This is a genomic window from Sphingobium sp. TomMM15 (genome assembly GCF_055397045.1).
In genome coordinates, this window is the sequence record NZ_AP027314.1 from 769,992 (window position 1) to 787,568 (window position 17,577).

At 60.5% G+C, this 17,577-nt stretch carries 18 protein-coding genes; 7 read left to right on the forward strand and 11 right to left on the reverse strand.

What is annotated here, in order from left to right:
- Window positions 1-10: 10 nt before the first annotated feature.
- The 6 genes from ACZ51H_RS03955 to ACZ51H_RS03980 form a co-directional block, all read right to left on the reverse strand.
- Window positions 11-856, reverse strand: coding sequence for an AAA family ATPase (locus tag ACZ51H_RS03955; RefSeq protein WP_464772249.1), 846 nt, complete (start codon window positions 854-856; stop codon window positions 11-13).
- A gap of 66 nt (window positions 857-922) precedes the next feature.
- Complete coding sequence (locus ACZ51H_RS03960) at window positions 923-1,603, reverse strand: DUF6975 family protein (protein ID WP_464802502.1); 681 nt, start codon at window positions 1,601-1,603, stop codon at window positions 923-925.
- Window positions 1,604-1,740: 137 nt separating this feature from the next.
- Complete coding sequence (gene rpoD, locus ACZ51H_RS03965; RefSeq protein WP_449472144.1) at window positions 1,741-3,789, reverse strand: RNA polymerase sigma factor RpoD; 2,049 nt, start codon at window positions 3,787-3,789, stop codon at window positions 1,741-1,743.
- Between the two features lie 41 nt (window positions 3,790-3,830).
- Window positions 3,831-5,735 carry a DNA primase gene (dnaG, locus tag ACZ51H_RS03970; protein ID WP_464802503.1) on the reverse strand — a complete coding sequence of 635 codons (1,905 nt, stop codon included), beginning with the start codon at window positions 5,733-5,735 and terminating at the stop codon, window positions 3,831-3,833.
- Complete coding sequence (locus tag ACZ51H_RS03975) at window positions 5,732-6,097, reverse strand: endonuclease domain-containing protein (protein WP_464802504.1); 366 nt, start codon at window positions 6,095-6,097, stop codon at window positions 5,732-5,734. The genes dnaG and ACZ51H_RS03975 overlap by 4 nt, the downstream gene beginning before the upstream one ends.
- A gap of 89 nt (window positions 6,098-6,186) precedes the next feature.
- Window positions 6,187-6,639 (reverse strand): GatB/YqeY domain-containing protein, encoded by a 453-nt coding sequence (locus ACZ51H_RS03980; RefSeq protein WP_464772252.1) that lies wholly within the window; start codon window positions 6,637-6,639, stop codon window positions 6,187-6,189.
- Between the two features lie 155 nt (window positions 6,640-6,794).
- Here ACZ51H_RS03980 and carA point away from each other — a divergent pair, with 155 nt between their 5' ends.
- The 6 genes from carA to ACZ51H_RS04010 all read left to right on the forward strand — a co-directional run bounded on the left by carA (window position 6,795) and on the right by ACZ51H_RS04010 (window position 13,803).
- A complete protein-coding gene (gene carA / locus ACZ51H_RS03985) occupies window positions 6,795-7,958 on the forward strand; it encodes a glutamine-hydrolyzing carbamoyl-phosphate synthase small subunit (RefSeq protein ID WP_464802505.1) in 1,164 nt (387 codons plus the stop codon).
- Window positions 7,955-8,323: a ribonuclease E inhibitor RraB gene (locus tag ACZ51H_RS03990; protein ID WP_449472150.1), complete on the forward strand. Its 369-nt coding sequence runs from the start codon at window positions 7,955-7,957 to the stop codon at window positions 8,321-8,323. The genes carA and ACZ51H_RS03990 overlap by 4 nt, the downstream gene beginning before the upstream one ends.
- Window positions 8,324-8,452: 129 nt before the next feature.
- The gene (locus ACZ51H_RS03995; RefSeq protein ID WP_464802506.1) at window positions 8,453-9,244 is read left to right on the forward strand and encodes a hypothetical protein; all 792 of its coding nucleotides are present in this window, start codon (window positions 8,453-8,455) and stop codon (window positions 9,242-9,244) included.
- Window positions 9,244-12,579, forward strand: coding sequence for a carbamoyl-phosphate synthase large subunit (gene carB / locus ACZ51H_RS04000; protein ID WP_464802507.1), 3,336 nt, complete (start codon window positions 9,244-9,246; stop codon window positions 12,577-12,579). Before ACZ51H_RS03995 ends, carB begins: the two co-directional genes overlap by 1 nt.
- Before the next feature lie 80 nt (window positions 12,580-12,659).
- Complete coding sequence (greA, locus tag ACZ51H_RS04005; protein WP_449472156.1) at window positions 12,660-13,136, forward strand: transcription elongation factor GreA; 477 nt, start codon at window positions 12,660-12,662, stop codon at window positions 13,134-13,136.
- 25 nt (window positions 13,137-13,161) lie between these two features.
- Complete coding sequence (locus ACZ51H_RS04010; protein ID WP_464772256.1) at window positions 13,162-13,803, forward strand: rhomboid family intramembrane serine protease; 642 nt, start codon at window positions 13,162-13,164, stop codon at window positions 13,801-13,803.
- A gap of 4 nt (window positions 13,804-13,807) precedes the next feature.
- On the opposite strand, the gene ACZ51H_RS04015 is transcribed toward ACZ51H_RS04010, so the two are convergent.
- The 5 genes from ACZ51H_RS04015 to ACZ51H_RS04035 all read right to left on the reverse strand — a co-directional run bounded on the left by ACZ51H_RS04015 (window position 13,808) and on the right by ACZ51H_RS04035 (window position 16,077).
- A complete protein-coding gene (locus ACZ51H_RS04015) occupies window positions 13,808-14,029 on the reverse strand; it encodes a DUF4170 domain-containing protein (RefSeq protein ID WP_449472159.1) in 222 nt (73 codons plus the stop codon).
- Window positions 14,030-14,131: 102 nt separating this feature from the next.
- On the reverse strand, window positions 14,132-14,719 hold the full coding sequence (locus tag ACZ51H_RS04020; RefSeq protein ID WP_464802508.1) for a hypothetical protein: 588 nt from the start codon (window positions 14,717-14,719) through the stop codon (window positions 14,132-14,134).
- Complete coding sequence (locus tag ACZ51H_RS04025) at window positions 14,712-15,035, reverse strand: hypothetical protein (RefSeq protein WP_464802509.1); 324 nt, start codon at window positions 15,033-15,035, stop codon at window positions 14,712-14,714. Before ACZ51H_RS04025 ends, ACZ51H_RS04020 begins: the two co-directional genes overlap by 8 nt.
- Window positions 15,032-15,409 (reverse strand): hypothetical protein, encoded by a 378-nt coding sequence (locus ACZ51H_RS04030; protein WP_464802510.1) that lies wholly within the window; start codon window positions 15,407-15,409, stop codon window positions 15,032-15,034. Before ACZ51H_RS04030 ends, ACZ51H_RS04025 begins: the two co-directional genes overlap by 4 nt.
- Window positions 15,410-15,462: 53 nt before the next feature.
- Window positions 15,463-16,077 carry a hypothetical protein gene (locus tag ACZ51H_RS04035; RefSeq protein WP_464772260.1) on the reverse strand — a complete coding sequence of 205 codons (615 nt, stop codon included), beginning with the start codon at window positions 16,075-16,077 and terminating at the stop codon, window positions 15,463-15,465.
- Window positions 16,078-16,287: 210 nt separating this feature from the next.
- Here ACZ51H_RS04035 and eno point away from each other — a divergent pair, with 210 nt between their 5' ends.
- Entirely contained in the window at window positions 16,288-17,562 is a 1,275-nt protein-coding gene (gene eno / locus ACZ51H_RS04040; RefSeq protein ID WP_464802511.1) for a phosphopyruvate hydratase, read from the forward strand.
- Window positions 17,563-17,577 lie beyond the last annotated feature (15 nt).

Consider the following 17,577-nt stretch of genomic DNA (forward strand, 5'->3'; position numbering starts at 1 on the left):
ATCCCAGCCTTTACCGCCCCTGCCGTCGCGCCATGAATGCCAGACGTTCGAACATCATGATATCCTGCTCATTCTTCAGCAGGGCGCCATGAAGCGGCGGAATGGCCTTGGTCGGATCGCGATCCTGCAACACCTCCAGCGGCATGTCTTCATTGAGTAGCAGCTTCAGCCAATCGAGCAACTCGCTGGTGGACGGCTTCTTCTTCAGGCCCGGCACATCGCGTATCTCGTAGAAGAGGTCGAGCGCGCGGCTGACCAGGATCTTCTGAATGCCGGGAAAATGAACGTCGACAATGGCCTGCATCGTCTCCCGGTCGGGGAATTTGATATAGTGGAAGAAGCAGCGCCGCAGGAAAGCGTCAGGCAATTCCTTCTCATTGTTGGATGTGATGACCACCACCGGCCGTTCCTGCGCCGCGACCGTCTCGCCCGTTTCGTAGACGTGAAACGCCATGCGATCGAGTTCCTGCAACAGGTCGTTGGGAAACTCGATGTCAGCCTTGTCGATCTCGTCGATCAGCAGCACGGGCAGGGTAGGGGAGGTGAAAGCCTCCCACAGCTTGCCCTTGCGGATATAGTTGCTGATGTCATGAACACGTGGATCGCCTAGCTGGCCATCGCGCAGCCGTGCCACCGCATCATATTCGTACAGGCCCTGATGCGCCTTGGTCGTCGATTTGACGTTCCATTCGATCAGCGGCGCGTCGAGCGCGTTGGCGATTTCCTGCGCCAGCACCGTCTTGCCAGTACCGGGCTCACCCTTCACCAGAAGGGGGCGGCGCAGCAGCACCGCAGCGTTCACCGCGACCTTCAGGTCGTCGGTTGCGACATAATCTTCCGTACCTTCAAACCGCATGAATCTTCGCTTTCCTCTACTGCCACCCGAGTAGGGAAAGCGATCCAGCGCCGCAATCGGTTATTCCTACGGTTTCTGCCGCCGAACCTCGGCACGCGCCTTCAGCAGGTCCCAAAGGCCACGCTGCTGGCTGAGCAGCTGCCGCGCGCCAAATTGTATGGCCCGATCGGCCGCGCCGTCACTACCAATCGCTCGCGCTACGGCAAAGGTCTGCGCCCGGTCGGGAAGATCGGATGGAGAGGGTTCAAGCCCCACGCGAATCGCCGCCATGTCGAGCACGTCGCGTACAGCCTGCCAGTCCAGCACCAGCGCCATGGCTGCCCCCATGGCACATCCGCGCCTGTCCGACTGAGCCAGCATATCCAGCGCATGACGTTGCTGGCTGACGATCGTCTCACAGTCGCTCTGCCCCGCCGTACTGGGTATCGGGCCTAGCGCCACCGCAACTTGCGTCAGATAGGCCCGCTCACGCGCAAACGCCTGCCCCGCCTGGACTAGCCAGCCCCGCGCCGCGCTGTCTGCCGATCGGTTCGCCGCGTGATCGATGACGCCGGGATGACGTCCGTGCAGCAGGCAAAGATAATGCGCGGCATCGGCGAGGTCCGGCAATGTCAAGACAGCATCACGGCTCATGATGGTCCTTGCGCTGCTCGCATGAGCATGAGCCGCCGTTCCATCAGCCGCCACCAGCGCCTCGATCACCTGAGATATGTCGCCTGTCGCCAAGCGTGTAGCTGCTTCGTTCATGATAACCCCTGCGGCCGCCGCGCCAGTGTGTCTGTTGCCACGACCATAGGAAGTTGAGGTAAAAGAGCGGTTTATGAGACGAAAAAAAGGGCGGCCCTGAAGCCGCCCTTCCTGATCAATTCACCGTATCCAAGGCCCTATTGGTCGAGGAAACTCCGCATTTTCCGGCTGCGGCTCGGATGCTTGAGCTTGCGGAGCGCCTTCGCCTCAATCTGGCGGATACGTTCGCGGGTCACGCTGAACTGCTGGCCCACTTCCTCCAGCGTGTGATCGGTGTTCATGCCGATGCCGAAACGCATGCGCAGCACGCGTTCCTCACGCGGCGTCAGTGAAGCCAGAACGCGGGTGACCGTTTCTTTCAGGTTCGCCTGAATTGCCGCGTCCACCGGGATGACCGCATTTTTGTCCTCGATGAAATCGCCCAGATGCGAATCTTCCTCGTCGCCGATCGGCGTTTCAAGGGAGATCGGCTCCTTGGCGATCTTCATCACCTTGCGTACCTTCTCCAGCGGCATGGAAAGGCGCTCGGCCATTTCCTCCGGCGTCGGTTCGCGGCCCTGCTCATGCAGGAATTGGCGGGACGTGCGCACCAGCTTGTTGATCGTCTCGATCATGTGGACCGGAATACGGATGGTCCGCGCCTGATCCGCGATCGACCGGGTGATCGCCTGCCTGATCCACCAGGTCGCATAGGTGCTGAACTTGTAGCCGCGGCGATATTCGAACTTATCGACGGCCTTCATGAGGCCGATATTGCCTTCCTGAATAAGATCAAGGAATTGCAGGCCACGGTTCGTATATTTTTTAGCGATGGAGATGACGAGGCGGAGGTTCGCCTCGACCATTTCCTTCTTCGCGATCCGCGCTTCGCGTTCGCCCTTCTGCACCATGTTGACGATACGGCGGAACTCACCCAGCGACATGCCGGTCGCCTGCGCGATTTCACTGACCTCGGTACGGATGCGCTCGACGGCGCGTGCTTCGGCTGCCGCAAAAGCCGCCCATTTCTTGTCGAGGCCCTGAACCTTGTCCAGCCAGGCGTCGTCCAGTTCATGGTTCACATAGCGGTCGAGGAAGTCCTTGCGGCTGACCTTATGCCGTTCCGCCAAACGCAGCATCTGCCCGCCCAGCGCGGTCAGGCGACGGTTATAGGCATAGAGCTGATCGACCAGATATTCGATCTTCTGCTGGTGGAACTGGACGCTCTCGACTTCGGCAGTCAGCCGCTCGCGCAGCTCCTGATAATCGTCCTCGGCCTTCTGGCTCAGCGTTTCGCCATTGGCCATCGCGGCCATGCGCGATTCCTGCGCACGCGAGAAGGCGCGGAAAATCTCCGTAATGGTCGCGAATTTCTCAAGCGCCATTGGCTTGAGCGTTTCTTCCATCTGGGCGAGGGAGAGGGTGTTGTCTTCCTCTTCTTCCTCTTCCACGCGCCGGGCACGGCGTTCGGTCAGGCCGTCCTCATCCTCGTCGGAATCGGCTGCCTCTTCCTCGGGCTCCTCCTCTTCCTTGAAGCTGGGGCCAGCGGTTTTCTCGCTGATCTCGCCGTCATCGTCCTCGGCGCCTTCCTCCAGATTCTCGGGCGCCGGGTCCTTGGAAAGCATCGCGTCGAGGTCCAGGATCTCGCGCAGCTGCATCTCGCCATTGTTGAGAGCGGTCGACCATTCGATGATCGCGTTGAAGGTCGTGGGGCTTTCGCACAGCCCCAGGATCATCGTGTCGCGGCCAGCCTCAATGCGCTTGGCGATGGCGATTTCGCCCTCGCGGCTGAGCAGTTCCACCGCGCCCATTTCGCGCAGATACATGCGCACCGGATCGTCGGTGCGGTCGACCGTTTCCTTCTTCTTCTCGGTGACGAGCTTGGGCGCGCCTTCTTCATCGCCCGAATCATCTTCGGCGTCCTCGGCATCTTCGCGCTCGCGCTGCTCGTCGCCGTCCTCGCTGGCCTCTTCATTCTCGACGATGTTCACGCCCATTTCGTTGAGCGCGGCCATGATGTCCTCGATCTGCTCGGAGGACATCTGGTCCTGCGGCAGGGCGTCGTTCAACTCGTCATAGGTGATGTAGCCGCGCTTCTTGGCGCGCGCGATCAGCTTCTTGACCGAAGCCTCATTCAGATCGAGCAGCGGTGCATCGCCGCTATCCACATCCTCGCCCGCACCCTTGCCTGTCGCCTTGCTCGCCATTTATTCGCCTTAGCTCCATCATCCCGCCGGGGGACGATCTATCAAACAATATCTTCGGACTGCGCCAGTTCCGCCAGGCGCTGGTCATGATCCATTTTCAACCGCTGGATCCGCTGCTGCTCGGCAAAGGTTTCCTCGTTAAGGTCTTCCCTTGCCCGCCTCGTCGCCTCCGCCAGCGCCGTCTCCAACTCCGGTCCCTGCGCCATCACCCGGATAGCCTCTTCCAGATCGCGCTGAACGCGACCGGGATCGGTCTTCATCCTGCTGGGGGTGAATGTGAACGTGTCGGCCCGGAGCATCCCCTTCGCCATATTATACACTTCACCTTGGCCCAATATGGTAAGGAGGCCCTCTGTTTCAACTGTTTCTTGTCGGAACGATGCGGCAATCATCGCCTGCATCAGTTCGGCCAGTGCCGAATCGCCGATATGCAGCGCCGAAAGCATCTCCCGGTGCATCATTATCTGCTCGGGATGCCGCAACAAACTCGCCAGAACCGCGCGCAGCAGCCGCTGCTCCATGCCGCTGACGCCGATCGCCCGCGCCTCGTTCCCGACGGGGGGCAGGGGGGGCTTCCAGTTTCCGCGCCGATCGCGCTGCCACCCTTGCCGGGTGCCCGTCCCACGCTGATGCCGGGGCGCGTTCGCCTGCGTCTGCCGCGCAAAAAACAGCGCATCATAACGCTCACGGAAAATCTGCACATAATGCGCCCGCACATCGGGATGGGCGATGGCGTTCGTGATCGTGCGCAGCCGCTGCTTGAGCGCCGCCCGCTGCTCGGGCGTATCCAATGGCGCTGCCTTCTGCTCATAAGCCCACAACCGCTCCACCAGCGGTTCGGCTGCATCCAGCACCCGCTCCATCGCTCCCGGCCCCTCCGCCCGGATCAGATCGTCCGGATCCTGCCCCGCAGGCAGCGTCGCAAAGGCCAAACTCATCCCCGGCCGCAGCAGCGGCAGCGCCCGCACAGCCGCCCGTATCGCCGCCTTCTGCCCCGCCGCGTCGCCATCGAAGCACAGCACCGGCACATCCACCATCTTCCACAGCCGCTCGATCTGATGCTCCGTCAACGCGGTCCCCAGCGGCGCCACCGCCTCGCCAAAGCCCGCCTGCGCCAGCGCGATCACGTCCATATAGCCTTCGACCACGATCACCCGCCCGCTCTGGCGGCTGGCCGGGGAGGCGCGATCGATATTGTAAAGCGTCCGCCCCTTGTCGAAGAGCGGCGTGTCGGGCGAATTCAGATATTTGGGCTCGCCAGCCCCAAGAATCCGCCCGCCAAAAGCGATCACCCGCCCGCGAATATCCCGGATCGGCAGCATCAGCCGCCCCCGGAAGCGATCATAGCTCTCGCGTTTCCTTCCCTTGCCGCCATCGCCTTCGCTCGCCTCGGGATCAATCAGCAACCCCGCCTCGATCAGCATCGGATCACCAAATTCCGCCAGCGCGCCTTTCAGCTTGCCCTTGGAATCCGCCGAATAGCCAAAACCAAAAGCCCGCCGCGTAGCCTCACTGATCCCACGCCGGACAAGATAATCCCGCGCCTCCGCACCCTCGATCCCGCCAAGCTGCGCCTCGAACAAAGCCTGAGCCGCCGCCATGACGTCATGCAGACCCTTAGCCTGCTCCGCCCGCTTCGCCGCTCGTGGATCGGGCGCAGGTACATCCATGCCAGCCGTCGCCGCCAACTCCTTCACCGCCTCCATGAAGGGTAGCCCACGCTGGTCGGTCATCCACCGGATCGCGTCCCCATGCGCCCCACAGCCAAAGCAGTGGTAGAAGCCCTTTTCGTCATTGATGGTGAAGCTGGGCGTCTTCTCATTATGAAAAGGGCAACACGCCTTATACTCGCGCCCAGCCTTCTGCACCTTCACCGTCCGCCCGATCAGCGTGGACAGCGAAGTCCGCATGCGCAGTTCGTCAAGAAAGGCGGGCGAGAGGCTCATGTGTCTAAAAGCCCCTCCCTTCCAAGGGAGGGGTTGGGGTGGGTGATCTTCTGCCTCTCCGGCAACGCACGCGCCCGATCAAGAATGACGCTCAATACGCCTTCAAGATTGTCCCGAACCTCCCAGTTGGAAAAACGCAGCACGACATATCCTTGATGAGCGAGATCGAAGTCCCGATCCCGGTCCTTCCGTGCATCGTGCAGATCATCATCTACCTCAACGATCAAACCGATCGAGGGACAAAGAAAATCGCAAATATATGGCTCGATGACTGCCTGCCGCCGGAATTTGAACCCGGCCAACTGCGACGCCCTCAGCGCGCCCCATAGCCGCCGCTCATAGTCGGTAGGTTCTCGCCGCATGTCGCGCGCATATCGGCCTAGCCTTGCATTGATGCGTAGCGCCATCACCCACCCCAACCCCTCCCTTCGAAGGGAGGGGCTATATCATGTCAGCCCAAAGCCGCCTTAACCAGCCCACTGGCCTTGCTCATATCAATCACCGACCCATGCCGTTCCTTCAGCACAGCCATGACCTTCCCCATATCCTTGACGCTGGCCGCGCCAACTTCCGCCTTGATCCCCTCGATCGCAGCGCGCGTCTCATCCTCGCTCATCTGCTGCGGCAGAAAGCTCTCGATCACGCCCAGCTCGGCCTCTTCCTTAGTCGCCAGCTCCTCGCGCCCTCCATTGCGAAACATCTCGATCGATTCGCGCCGCTGCTTCACCATCTTCTGCAGCACCTCGACAACGACCGTATCGTCATCCGGCACGTTCGAAGCCGTGCGCAATTCGATATCCCGATCCTTCAGCTTCGCCATGATCAAACGCACGGCGGCCAGGCGTTCCTTGTCCCCCGCCTTCATGGCTTCGACCTGGGCGCTCTTAACCTGCTCGCGAATCATGGCGATACGAATCCTGTTCTGCCGGAAAAGACCAGATATAACGCCAAAAGAGATTTTTTACAGTGGTTGACCGCGGGGCCTCACAAGCATAGGTGACCGGCCGTTTAACCCGCTGCAGACGGGTTCCCGCAAAAAGCATGAAGGACGCTAAGACCATGGCTGATGCCAAGACCCTCACCGTGCCCAAAGGAGCGACAGGGGTAGTGGTTTTCGCCGATGGCAGCGCGGTGTTCGGCCGCGGCTTCGGTGCAGTCGGCGATGCGGTGGGCGAACTCTGCTTCAACACCGCCATGACCGGCTATCAGGAAGTGATGACCGACCCCAGCTATGCCGGGCAGATCGTCACCTTCACCTTCCCGCACATCGGCAATGTTGGCACGAACCTGGATGACGTCGAAGCGGACAACCCCTTCGCCCTCGGCTGCGTTGTGCGGCAGGACGTGACGGAGCCCAGCAACTTCCGCAACGTCGAACCCTTCGACCAGTGGATGAAGGAAAATGGCCGCATTGGCCTCTCCGGTGTAGACACCCGCGCGCTGACCCGCATGATCCGCCTGAAGGGCGCGCCCAACGTCGTCATCGCCTACGATCCGGAAGGCAATTTCGACATCGCAGCCCTCGCGCAAAAGGCCGCCAATTGGCCGGGCCTCGAAGGCATGGACCTCGCCATCGAAGTCACGGGCAAGGAAAGCCGCCTCTGGAAAGACGGCGTGTGGAAGCTCGGCCACGGCTACGGCAAGGATGAAGCGGGGCAGGAACGCCCCCATGTCGTCGCCATCGACTATGGCGCAAAGAACAACATCTTCCGCAACCTTGTGAAGGCAGGCGCCCGCGTCACCGTCCTCCCCGCCACCGCCACCTTCGATCAGGTGATGGAGCAGAACCCCGACGGCGTGTTCCTCTCCAACGGCCCCGGCGATCCAGCCGCGACCGGCGAATATGCCGTCCCCGTGATCCGCAAGGTGCTGGAAGCCAACAAGCCCGTCTTCGGCATCTGCCTCGGCCATCAGATGCTGGCGCTCGCCGCCGGTGCCAAGACGATCAAGATGCATCAGGGCCATCGCGGCGCCAATCACCCGGTCAAGCGCCTGTCGGATGGTCTGGTAGAGATTACCTCGATGAACCACGGCTTCGCGGTGGACAGCGGTACGCTGCCCGCCAATGTGAAGCCGACCCATGTGTCGCTGTTCGACGGCAGCAATTGCGGCATCGAACTGACGGACAAACAGGCCTTCTCGGTCCAGTATCATCCCGAAGCCTCGCCCGGCCCGCAGGACAGCTTCTATCTGTTCCAGCGCTTCGTTGAGGGGCTTAAGTGAGCCTCAACCTGCCCCCGGTTGACGAAGCCCGCCTTGCGCAGGAGTGGGAGGCGGACAAGGAAGTCCTCGCCAACCTCGCCGCCAATGGCGACGTGGCGCGTCTGGCGCGCCCGGTGGACGTCAGCTTCAAGGGCAGCGAAAAGGATTTCGAGCGCGTTCTCACCATCGCCAGCCAGTTCGGCTTCGTCGAGCTGGACCGCGAAGAGGATGAGGATGGCGACCTGTTCCTCTTCCTCGAATGCGAACAGCCGGTCGATGAACAGTCGATCCGCGCGTTGACGAAGAAATGCCTCCAGATCGAAATCCTGTGCGGCGTCGAATATGACGGCTGGGGTTGCGAGGCCCGGACGGGGGGCGTGCATTGATGGCGATACTACTGAATGCTCCCATGGCCACCGGGTGTCCCTTTAGGAATGCGCTGCGTCATTATTTCGAAGCCTCGTCTGCCTGCAGGGCAGATTTTACCTGTTCCAGCGCTGCGTTGAGGGATTAAAGTGACTAAAGCTGAGGATATTCTAGAGTATATCTACTTAGAATATATTTCTGCTCCTTCCTTCTTGGCAGAGATGAGCGCGGCGAAGTCATCGTCAGATGTATCGTCTGTGCTTAGGTACTCTGTTAAAGATGCTATCGCGTTTTATGGTTATTCTAGCGAACTTTGGTACGATAATCTTATGCGGTCTCATCTCGGCGCGATCGCTGGTTGGGAGAACATGCGGTTTGGTAGCAAATCGGCAGCGTCCGAGGTTTTCGATAAAATCTTTAATTTCTCGCATGATCCTTACTTTGGCGAGACGTTCGAGTTTGATGCCGGGGAATTTTCAGCATACATAAAGCACGTTCTGAGCAGGAGCCAAGCTCACGCTAAAGTTTCTGTACAAGTTAGGAAGTTTGGCCCGGCTGGCCTTCGGAACGCGCTGAAGAAGCTCGCCAGCGAGCATAAGTGGCGGACCGTAAATTCAGATCAGCAATCTGACGATACAGCACAAGTCTTGTCAGGTTCTTCACCGGAAACTCATCATATTGTTGAAGCGCGATCTTTTTTGCTGTCGTCCACAGAGTCTGAGCGTTTGGTGAAGGAAATTTTATCCTTGAGGCAGACGATCAATGAAGCAGATTTGTCTCAACAGGAGCGCGCACAAGCTTCTATGCTGGTTGATGCCGCACTCATACTTTCTCAGCTTCCGACACCAAATTGGTCGTTGGTACGCGAAATTCTTTACATGATAGCAGCAGTCTCAACCGTCCTTGGCGTAGCCTTGCAAGTGGCAGGAATGATCAAATAATGCCTAAAAGAACCGACATCTCCTCCATCCTCATCATCGGCGCTGGCCCGATCATCATCGGCCAGGCTTGCGAGTTCGACTATTCGGGCACGCAGGCGGTGAAGGCGCTCAAGGAAGAGGGCTATCGCATCATCCTGGTGAATTCCAACCCGGCCACCATCATGACCGACCCGGAATTTGCCGACGCGACTTATGTCGAGCCGATCACGCCCGAAATCGTGGCGAAGATCATCGAAAAGGAACGCCCCGACGCGGTCCTCCCGACCATGGGCGGCCAGACCGCGCTCAACACCGCGCTGGCGCTGTTCAACGACGGCACGCTGGAAAAGTTCGGCGTCCAGATGATCGGCGCGGACGCCGAAGCCATCGACAAGGCGGAGGACCGGATCAAGTTCCGCGACGCCATGGACAAGATCGGGCTGGAATCGGCCCGCTCGCGCATCGCCCACACCATGGAAGAGGCGCTGGAGGCGCTGGAGTTTACCGGCCTGCCCTCGATCATCCGCCCCAGCTTCACCATGGGCGGCACCGGCGGCGGCATTGCCTATAATCGCGAAGAGTTCGTGAATATCGTGCGCGGCGGTCTCGACGCGTCCCCGACAACCGAAGTGCTGATCGAAGAATCGCTGCTTGGTTGGAAAGAATATGAGATGGAAGTCGTGCGGGATCGCAACGACAACGCCATCATCATCTGCTCGATCGAAAATGTCGATCCGATGGGGGTCCATACCGGCGACTCCATCACCGTCGCGCCAGCACTGACGCTGACCGACAAGGAATATCAGATCATGCGCAACGCGAGCATCGCGGTGCTGCGTGAAATCGGTGTAGAAACAGGCGGTTCGAACGTACAGTTCGCAGTTAATCCGAAGGACGGTCGCCTGATCGTCATCGAGATGAACCCGCGCGTTTCCCGCTCGTCAGCGCTGGCGTCGAAGGCAACCGGCTTCCCGATCGCCAAGGTCGCGGCGAAGCTCGCGGTCGGCTACACGCTGGACGAGATCGAGAATGACATCACCGGCGCGACCCCGGCCTCGTTCGAACCGACCATCGACTATGTCGTGACCAAGATCCCCCGTTTCGCCTTTGAAAAGTTCAAGGGGAGCGAACCGCTGCTCGGCACCGCGATGAAGTCGGTGGGCGAAGTGATGGCGATCGGCCGCAACATCCATGAATCGATGCAGAAGGCGCTGCGCGGCCTGGAAACCGGCCTCTGCGGCTTCGATGAGGTCCAGCATCTGGTTGGCGCGCCCAAGGACGACATCGTTGCGGCGCTTGCCTCACCGACGCCCGACCGCCTGCTCGTCGCCGCGCAAGCCCTGCGCGAGGGGCTGACCGTCGCCGAGATCCACAACATCGCCAAGTTCGATCCCTGGTTCCTGGAGCGGATCAAGGAAATCATTGACGCGGAAGCCGAAGTGCTGGCGAACGGCCTGCCGCAGGATGCGGACGGCATGCGCCGCCTGAAGTCCATGGGCTTTTCCGACCAGCGCCTCGCTCATCTCGCCCTCAAGTCCGCCAATCTGCGCGGCATGGAGCGCGGCATCGCACGCGGTTCGGGCCTGATCCACGAAGCGGTCAAGGCGATGACCGGCGGCGTCACCGAAGCCGAAGTCCGCAGCCTGCGCCACAAGCTCGGCGTGCGTCCGGTCTTCAAGCGCATTGACACCTGCGCCGCCGAGTTCGAGGCCAAGACGCCCTACATGTACTCCACCTACGAAGCCCCGCTGTTCGGGGAGGCGGAGAATGAGGCGCAGCCCAGCGACCGCAAAAAGGTTGTCATCCTTGGCGGCGGACCCAACCGGATCGGGCAGGGGATTGAGTTCGACTATTGCTGCGTCCACGCCTGCTTCGCGCTGTCGGACGCGGGCTATGAGACGATCATGATCAACTGCAACCCGGAAACGGTTTCGACCGATTATGACACGTCCGACCGCCTCTATTTCGAGCCGCTGACCGCCGAGGACGTCCTCGAAATCCTGAGCGTCGAAATGTCGAACGGCACCCTCGCAGGCGTCATCGTCCAGTTCGGCGGCCAGACCCCGCTCAAGCTGGCGCAGGCGCTGGAAGATGCGGGCGTACCCATCCTCGGCACATCGCCCGACGCGATCGACCTAGCCGAAGACCGCGAGCGTTTCGCCGCCCTCATCGACAAGCTGAAGCTTAAGCAGCCCGCCAACGGCATCGCCCGCAGCCGTGAGGAAGCCATCGCCGTGGCCAACCGCATCGGCTACCCGGTCCTGATGCGGCCGTCCTACGTCCTTGGCGGCCGCGCCATGGAGATCGTCGACGGCCAGGCGCAGCTCGAGGAATATATCGCCACCGCCGTTCAGGTGTCAGGCGACTCCCCGGTGCTGATTGACCAGTATCTGCGCGACGCGACCGAGGTGGACGTGGACGCGCTCTGCGACGGCGAAGACGTGGTCGTGGCCGGCGTGCTCCAACATATCGAAGAAGCGGGCGTCCACTCCGGCGACAGCGCCTGCTCGCTACCGCCCTACAGCCTTTCCAGCGACGTTATCGCGGAAATCGAGCGTCAAACGGACGTTCTCGCCCGCGCCTTGTCGGTCCGCGGCCTCATGAACATCCAGTTCGCGGTAAAGGACAACATTGTTTACCTAATCGAGGTAAACCCCCGCGCCAGCCGCACCGTCCCCTTCGTCGCCAAGGCAATCGGCACCCCGATCGCCAAGATCGCCAGCCGGGTCATGGCCGGAGAGATGCTTCGCGACCTCCCGAAAATCGACCGCAATTCTATAACTCATATTGCAGTTAAGGAAGCCGTCTTCCCCTTCGCCCGCTTCCCCGGCGTCGATCCCGTCCTCTCGCCCGAAATGAAAAGCACCGGCGAAGTCATGGGCATCGACAGCAATTTCGCCACCGCCTTCGCCAAGGCTCAGCTTGGCGCTGGCACCGTCCTGCCAAAGAGCGGCACGGCCTTCGTATCGGTCAAGGACAGCGATAAGCCGGTGGTCTTGCCTGCGGTACAGAAGCTGGCAGGATTGGGCTTCACCATCGTCGCCACTGGCGGAACTGCGCGCTATCTGGAAGAACAGGGCATCGCGGTCCAGTCGGTGAACAAGGTCGCCGAAGGCCGTCCGCACATCGTGGACAAGATCACCGATGGCGACATAGACCTGATCTTCAACACCACCGAAGGCTGGCAGTCGCTAAAGGACAGCAAGGCGATCCGGACCAGCGCACTGCGTGCCAAGGTGGCCAGCTTCACCACGGCGGCAGCATCAGTTGCTGCGGCCGATGCGATCGAGGCTCTTCGAGGCCATGCCCTTGAAGTGCGATCGCTCCAGTCCTATTATCCCGTGTCGCAAGCCTGATCCCCTGCACAAGGAAGCACGCTGCGGGTGGCTCCGAGTTGGAGCCGCCAAAGGGAAGTTTTGACGAAGGATTTGCAATAATGGCGACCGTCGAAAAGATGCCGATGCTGCAAATGGGCTATGACAAGCTCAATACGCAGCTCCGCGAATTGAAGGCCGAACGGCCTTTGATCGTGGACGCCATCGAGGAAGCTCGTGCCCACGGTGACTTGTCCGAAAATGCGGAATATCACGCGGCTAAGGAACGGCAGGGGCAGGTTGAAGCCACCATCGCCGATCTCGAGGACAAGCTGTCGCGCGCCCAGATCATCGATCCCAAATCACTGTCGGGTGACAAGGTCGTGTTCGGTGCGACCGTTACCTTGCTGGATGAGGATGAAAAGCCGGTTCGCTACCAGATCGTGGGGCAGGCGGAAGCCGACGCGAAGCTTGGCATGATCAGCTACAACAGCCCGCTGGGACGTGCCCTCATCAGCCGTCAGGTCGGGGAGGAAATTGAGGTGTCGGTTCCGGCAGGCGACAAATTCTACCTGATCGACAAGATCGAATTCATCTAAGCCGGTGAAATTGCCATCGGGCCGTATGACAAATGGGATCGCGGTGATCACTTTCGCCGCCTTCCTAATATTGTCTCTGACTGGCCAGGTGGACACCGCCGCCATCCTCGGCGGCTTTATTCCGGCCAGGATTGACGATCCTCAGCTTTTTGCAGGCGTGGTTGCTGTACCTGTGTGGCTGACGCCCCTCAGTTGCACGCTGATCCATGCGGGTTGGCTGCACATTGGTTTCAACCTTTTGATGCTGGTCTTTTGCGGGCGGCAGGTCGAGCAGGTGCTGCAAATGCGTGCGGTCCTGATCCTCTATATCGCCGGTGCCTATGGCGCGGCTTTATTGCAATGGGCGGCAGGACCCGCTTCGCCTAGCCCCATGGTTGGCGCGAGCGGCGCCATATCGGCCGTTCTCGCGACCTATGCTCTACTCTACGGCCAGCGTGCGGTACGGCGGATCGGCCCATTTTCCGCCAATTTTCTGCGCGTGATCTGGCTGGCCGCTGGCTGGATCATCCTCCAACTTATGATCGGCGTCGCGTCGTCGCGTGGCGGCTTTGGCGATCTTGGTCAAATCGCCATAGCCGCTCACATCGGAGGATTCCTTGTAGGCTTGGTGCTGACCCGTCCCTTGCTGCTCTGGCGATTTCGCAAAGGACCCCGGCCAATCGTGTGATGGTTCAGGCTGGTGGCAAATCCGGTTCCAGCAGGCGATGCAGGTGCACGATCACATAACGCATTTCTGCGTCATCAACGGTTCGTTGTGCAGCACCTCGCCACGCATTCTCAGCAGATGCATAGTCAGGAAAGACGCCCACCACATCAATTGAGTTCAAATCTTCAAATTCCAGCGTCTGAGGATCCTTGACGCGTCCGCCCATAACGAGGTGGAGTTTGCTCATAATGTAATCTGTCTCCCTTGGAAGGAGTGGTCACCTTAGCAACGGCTCCACTCCTGTCCAAGGCTTCGTCACGAAAGCTACAGCTTTCGAACGTTTCGGCGGTCAGCGTTTCGGCAATCGGGCCTTGAGCGCCTCGCTGACCGTGTCGATTTTGCTGGCGACGAGTGACACAAGGTCATCGGCCATGCGCGAAGCAGTTCCCGTGATATCTGCAGAAGCGGCAGCATCCCGAGCGGAAGCCGCGGTCTTGGCGGCGCTATCGTGCGCATTGTGCAGGGCGTCAGTTGCACCGGCCTTGATATTCTCCGCGCCTTGGGCGGCGGCCGCGCTCGCTGCCATGGCCGCTTCCACGACGCGGCTCCCCGCAGTCATGGCAATAGCGGGAAGCGCCTTTATCGCCCTGCGGCTCTTGGGGAACAGCCAGGCCACGACGGCTCCAGCAGCCACTGCGCCTGCGACGGCGGCGACAGGATGCTCCTGAACGATCTCATTGGCTCGAGCCGCAACCCGCTGAGTGCGATCGCGCACATCGCTATAGGCGCCACCGGCGCGTTCGCGGCCGGTCTGGATCAGCTCAGCGGCATTTTCCCGGGCCTTCTCTGTAGAATCCCGGAATTTGCCTGTGGCAGTTCCGGCAATGTCGTTCGCTGCGTCGCGCACGCGAGTGATCTGGGCGTGAATATCAGCCATGGTCAGTCTCCGCTCTTTCCGGGTTACGGTTAGTAATCCGAACGTATGTCCGTTTGAAAAGTGCCGAAATCGGATTGCGGAAAAGATAGATCAGCAAAGCCGCCCCCGTCGCTCCAACAGCAATTGGCTGCTCCTGAACCTTGGTCGACACATAAGTGCGACCATTGGTGATCCCTCTTGCCGCCTTCTCCTTGAGGTCCTGCTTCAGCCGTCCCGGCGCTATGCGATCCTTCGCCGCCGACAGACTGGAGAGAAACCGAGCCTTCCGCTGCTCGGCATCAATCGCGGCTTGCCGATATTTTTCGGTTCCATTCATGCCTTGATGGCCCTCCGCATGCGCGAGATCCTGGCCTTTGCGAGTAACAGCAATATGGCAGCGATGAGCAACGCTGCGCCAAACACCGCCAGGGCCGACCAAGCTGCTCCCAGATGGGGGCTAAGCGCCATTACGAGCCCCACCAGAAATGCGACCAGGCCCGCGAAGCTGAGCAGGAAGCCAATAGTTGCGAAGATCGCAGCATCTCGAACACCGGCACCAGCTATGCCGACGCGCAGCTTCTGCCGCTCGATCTCCGCATCGGCATAGGCCCGACCATCCGTGTACAGCTTGGCGAACGTCGCGCGGACGCCGTCCTCCTGCTCATGCCCGGCTTCGGCGGGCTCTGCGATCAGACTAGGTTCGTCGGTCAAAAACCCCTCCGCCCCAGCTTCGGGGCTTTTGCGTGATTGATGGTAGTTCGGGTTCAAGCCTTGTCGTCTGAACCCTTGGCCAACCGCATCAGGACGAAGCCGACCACCGCTGCCGCGCCGATTGCCACAGCTGGGCTTTTGCGAACGAAATCGCGCGCTTCGGTCATCAGTTGATCGACGTCCTTGCTGTCCAATGTGTCGGCAGCTCCCGCCACGGCTTCGGCTGCCTGCCGTGCATAGTCGCCATATTGCGGACCCAGCTTCGCATCGACAGTTCCGGCCGTGTCCGTGATCAGCTTGGCAAGGCTCTGCATCGCGGTGCCAGTCTTGTCTTTAGCGACGACCGCTGCGGACATGGCGGTCTTCGTTGCCTGATCCTTCAACGGGTCGATATGCGTCTTCCAGTCAACAGTGTTGAACTTGTCAGCTGCCGTCCGGGCGGCTTTTTCCGCCTGCGCCTTCAACGGTGCGATCTGTGCTGCCCAACCATGCGAAGCAGCGCCGTTACCGGGCTTGGCGGTCGGTGCGGGCCGCGTCGCCGCCGTCTTGACCGGAGCGGGCGCGGTGGGTGTCGCTTCGCGGGTCGCAACGGGCTTTCCCTTGGCGGGCTTCGCCGGAGTAGCCTTCTTCGCGCGCTTGATGGGCGGGGTTTCCGGGGTGTCGGCCATCGTCCTATGTCTCCTCAGATTTTGTGGGGTCGCGATGCGGGCGAATGGATATCCGTCCTCAATGCTCGCGGCGGGCCACAGTTCCGTTGCCGTTACTAATTTGAGCATCGGCATTTTTCGAGTCCATGCAAGCCCTGCATTGCTAATCCTGAAGGCGCTGTCTAAGCGGGGCGCGATTTCAAGGCGCATTTCAGCATTCAGGGAGCGACCATGACCGCCATTCTCGATATCCGCGCTCGTCAGATTCTCGATAGCCGGGGCAATCCGACCGTCGAAGTCGATGTCATGCTGGAAGATGGCAGCTTTGGCCGCGCGGCGGTTCCCTCTGGCGCTTCGACGGGCGCCTATGAGGCTGTCGAAAAACGCGACGGCGACAAGAGCAAATATCTTGGCAAGGGCGTGCTGGGAGCAGTAGCGGCCGTCAATGATGAGATTGCCGAACAACTGATCGGCCTCGATGCGGAAGACCAGGCAGAGGTCGATGCGGCGATGATCGCGCTCGACGGCACTGAAAATAAGGGTCGTCTGGGCGCGAACGCCATTCTGGGTGTCAGCTTGGCCACAGCGAAGGCCGCCGCTGATGCTCGGGGCCTGCCGCTTTACCGTTATGTTGGCGGCGTTTCGGCTCATGTACTCCCGGTGCCGATGATGAACATCATCAACGGCGGCGAACATGCCGACAACCCGATCGACTTCCAGGAATTCATGATCATGCCCGTCGGCGCGGAAAGCATCGCCGATGCGGTTCGCATTGGTGCGGAAATCTTCCATACGCTCAAGAAGGGGCTTCATGACAAGGGCCTCGCCACTTCGGTAGGTGACGAAGGCGGCTTTGCACCTAACATCGCCTCCACGCGTGACGCGCTCGACTTCATCATGCTTTCTGTTGAAAAGGCAGGGTACAAGCCCGGCGATGACGTGATGCTGGCGCTGGACTGCGCCGCAACGGAGTTCTTCAAGAACGGCAAATATGAAATCTCCGGCGAGGGCTTGTCGCTGAACCCGGTCGAAATGGCCGATTATCTGGCTGCGCTCTGTGCCGACTATCCGATCAAGTCGATCGAAGACGGCATGAGCGAGGATGATTTCGAAGGCTGGAAGGCGCTGACCGACAAGATCGGCGGCAAGGTTCAGCTGGTTGGCGACGATTTGTTCGTGACCAATCCCAAGCGTCTGGAGATGGGGATCGGCAAGGGGCTTGCCAACTCGCTGCTGGTGAAGGTGAACCAGATCGGTTCGCTCACTGAAACGTTGGCCGCAGTCGATATGGCGCACCGCGCGCGCTACACCGCTGTCATGTCGCACCGCTCCGGCGAAACCGAGGACGCGACCATCGCCGACCTCGCGGTTGCTACGAACTGCGGTCAGATCAAGACAGGATCGCTGGCGCGGTCGGATCGGCTTGCCAAATATAATCAGCTGATCCGCATTGAAGAGGAACTGGGCGACGTCGCAGTCTACGCCGGCCGATCCATCTTCCGCTAAATTCATTTCAACAAC

What these genes read in the sequence shown, in the direction of transcription:
- ACZ51H_RS03955 (WP_464772249.1), bottom strand. Translation starts at nt 856, where the DNA reads ATGCGGTTTGAAGGTACGGAAGATTATGTCGCAACCGACGACCTGAAG.
- ACZ51H_RS03960 (WP_464802502.1), bottom strand. Translation starts at nt 1,603, where the DNA reads ATGAACGAAGCAGCTACACGCTTGGCGACAGGCGACATATCTCAGGTG.
- rpoD (WP_449472144.1), bottom strand. Translation starts at nt 3,789, where the DNA reads ATGGCGAGCAAGGCGACAGGCAAGGGTGCGGGCGAGGATGTGGATAGC.
- dnaG (WP_464802503.1), bottom strand. Translation starts at nt 5,735, where the DNA reads ATGAGCCTCTCGCCCGCCTTTCTTGACGAACTGCGCATGCGGACTTCG.
- ACZ51H_RS03975 (WP_464802504.1), bottom strand. Translation starts at nt 6,097, where the DNA reads ATGCGGCGAGAACCTACCGACTATGAGCGGCGGCTATGGGGCGCGCTG.
- ACZ51H_RS03980 (WP_464772252.1), bottom strand. Translation starts at nt 6,639, where the DNA reads ATGATTCGCGAGCAGGTTAAGAGCGCCCAGGTCGAAGCCATGAAGGCG.
- carA (WP_464802505.1), top strand. Translation starts at nt 6,795, where the DNA reads ATGGCTGATGCCAAGACCCTCACCGTGCCCAAAGGAGCGACAGGGGTA.
- carB (WP_464802507.1), top strand. Translation starts at nt 9,244, where the DNA reads ATGCCTAAAAGAACCGACATCTCCTCCATCCTCATCATCGGCGCTGGC.
- greA (WP_449472156.1), top strand. Translation starts at nt 12,660, where the DNA reads ATGGCGACCGTCGAAAAGATGCCGATGCTGCAAATGGGCTATGACAAG.
- ACZ51H_RS04010 (WP_464772256.1), top strand. Translation starts at nt 13,162, where the DNA reads ATGACAAATGGGATCGCGGTGATCACTTTCGCCGCCTTCCTAATATTG.
- ACZ51H_RS04015 (WP_449472159.1), bottom strand. Translation starts at nt 14,029, where the DNA reads ATGAGCAAACTCCACCTCGTTATGGGCGGACGCGTCAAGGATCCTCAG.
- ACZ51H_RS04020 (WP_464802508.1), bottom strand. Translation starts at nt 14,719, where the DNA reads ATGGCTGATATTCACGCCCAGATCACTCGCGTGCGCGACGCAGCGAAC.
- ACZ51H_RS04025 (WP_464802509.1), bottom strand. Translation starts at nt 15,035, where the DNA reads ATGAATGGAACCGAAAAATATCGGCAAGCCGCGATTGATGCCGAGCAG.
- ACZ51H_RS04035 (WP_464772260.1), bottom strand. Translation starts at nt 16,077, where the DNA reads ATGGCCGACACCCCGGAAACCCCGCCCATCAAGCGCGCGAAGAAGGCT.
- eno (WP_464802511.1), top strand. Translation starts at nt 16,288, where the DNA reads ATGACCGCCATTCTCGATATCCGCGCTCGTCAGATTCTCGATAGCCGG.